At 47.7% G+C, this 1,516-nt stretch carries 1 protein-coding gene; it reads left to right on the plus strand.

Annotation, left to right across the window (positions count from 1 at the left end):
* Window positions 1-53: 53 nt before the first annotated feature.
* Window positions 54-1,220: an IS66 family transposase gene (gene tnpC / locus QUB24_RS33380; RefSeq protein WP_333157870.1), complete on the plus strand. Its 1,167-nt coding sequence runs from the start codon at window positions 54-56 to the stop codon at window positions 1,218-1,220.
* Window positions 1,221-1,516 lie beyond the last annotated feature (296 nt).

Consider the following 1,516-nt stretch of genomic DNA (forward strand, 5'->3'; position numbering starts at 1 on the left):
GTAGAAGTTCACGGGGGTAGCAAAAACCCAAAAAATCTGATAAGGTGAGGCACATGGAGAAGACAGTGCCGGAATTAATGGCGGCAATCAGCCCAGCAGAGTGGGCGCAAGTGCCAGGCAGCATCCTCGAACTAATTTACGAATTAGTGGGTAGGATGGATCAGTTTGAACAGGAAATAGGGGAACTGAGAACAGAAAACGAGCTTCTCAAAGAGCAATTAGCCAGAACTTCGGCAAATTCATCACAACCACCATCGAAGAATCCTCAAGGATTTAAGCCAAATCGAAAGGAACCCACCGGAAAGAAGCGGGGTGGGCAACTAGGACATTCGGGACATGAACGGAAGCTATACCCGACCGAAATGTGTCAAGAAGTAATCAACCATTACCCACAGCAATGTAGTGGATGTGGAGGCATCCTAGAGATTGAAAATAATGGTCAAGCATATCGACATCAAGTAGTGGAAGTCCCACCAGTACAGCGGCTCGTCATCGAACATCAGTTTCATCCAATTACCTGTACTTGTTGTGTCCAAGAAAATCAAGCCCCAGAAATGACCGAAATAATAGGAATGGGTGGATATGGTCCAAGAACAGCAGCCTATGTAGGTTTATTCAGTAGTGAGTATCGACAATCCTACCGCCAAATACGTGCGCTGATGCAGGCGGTATTTGGGATTGAAATGTCCGTCGGCACTATCAATCGTCTACGGACAGAAGTGAGTGAGGCAGTTGGCGATGGGGTCACAGCAGCCCAACATTACATCCAGCAGCAGCCGAATGTGGGAGTAGATGAGACTGGATTTCAGCAGCGGAATGGAGATGGTCTAAATGCCACCAAGACCAGCGGTTGGCTGTGGGTGGCTGTAACGCCATTGATTCAGAGCTTTCAGGTAATTTTAAGCAGAGCTAGTAGTGCTGCTCAAACGGTTTTGGGCGAAACTTTTAGTGGCTCGATCACCAGCGATCGTCGCAGGGCCTATAATTGGGTGGATGTCAATCACAGGCAACTGTGTTGGGCACACCTCAAACGAGATTTTATTCAAATATCCGAACGAGTTGGAGCTTGGGCCCAAATCGGCAAATCCTTGCTGGAGCAGGAAAAAGAGCTTTTCAATCTCTGGCATAAATTTAGAAATGACCAACTCACTCGTTCGGAGTTGAAAGAAAGGGTTGAACCTATTAAGACTGAAGTTTTGAGCATCTTGCTAGAAGCGTAGCTGTTAGACATCGACGAGAGGGAAAAGACCCCACTGGCAAAAACTGTGCGGACTTGCCGTAATTTACTAAAGTTGGAAGTGGCTCTGTGGTTATTTATCTCCTCAGATGGTGTAGAGCCGACCAATAATGCCGCGCTCGAGAGCCATTCGCCCTGCTGTGCCGCAGGCGACGGACTAGCTTTGGTTCAGATTCAGCAGCAGGAAGTCTGTTTGTTGCCCGTTTACTCACCGTCGTGTCTTCTCTCAAGCTGCAAGACCGGAATATTCTTGAGTTCCTGACTGAATCTGTCTTGAGT

Origin of the sequence: Microcoleus sp. B9-D4 (assembly GCF_036705105.1) — a bacterium.
In the GTDB taxonomy this organism is placed as follows: domain Bacteria; phylum Cyanobacteriota; class Cyanobacteriia; order Cyanobacteriales; family Microcoleaceae; genus Microcoleus.

Excerpts from the sequence above, each read along its gene's own strand:
- tnpC (WP_333157870.1), top strand. The coding sequence starts at position 54 with ATGGAGAAGACAGTGCCGGAATTAATGGCGGCAATCAGCCCAGCAGAG.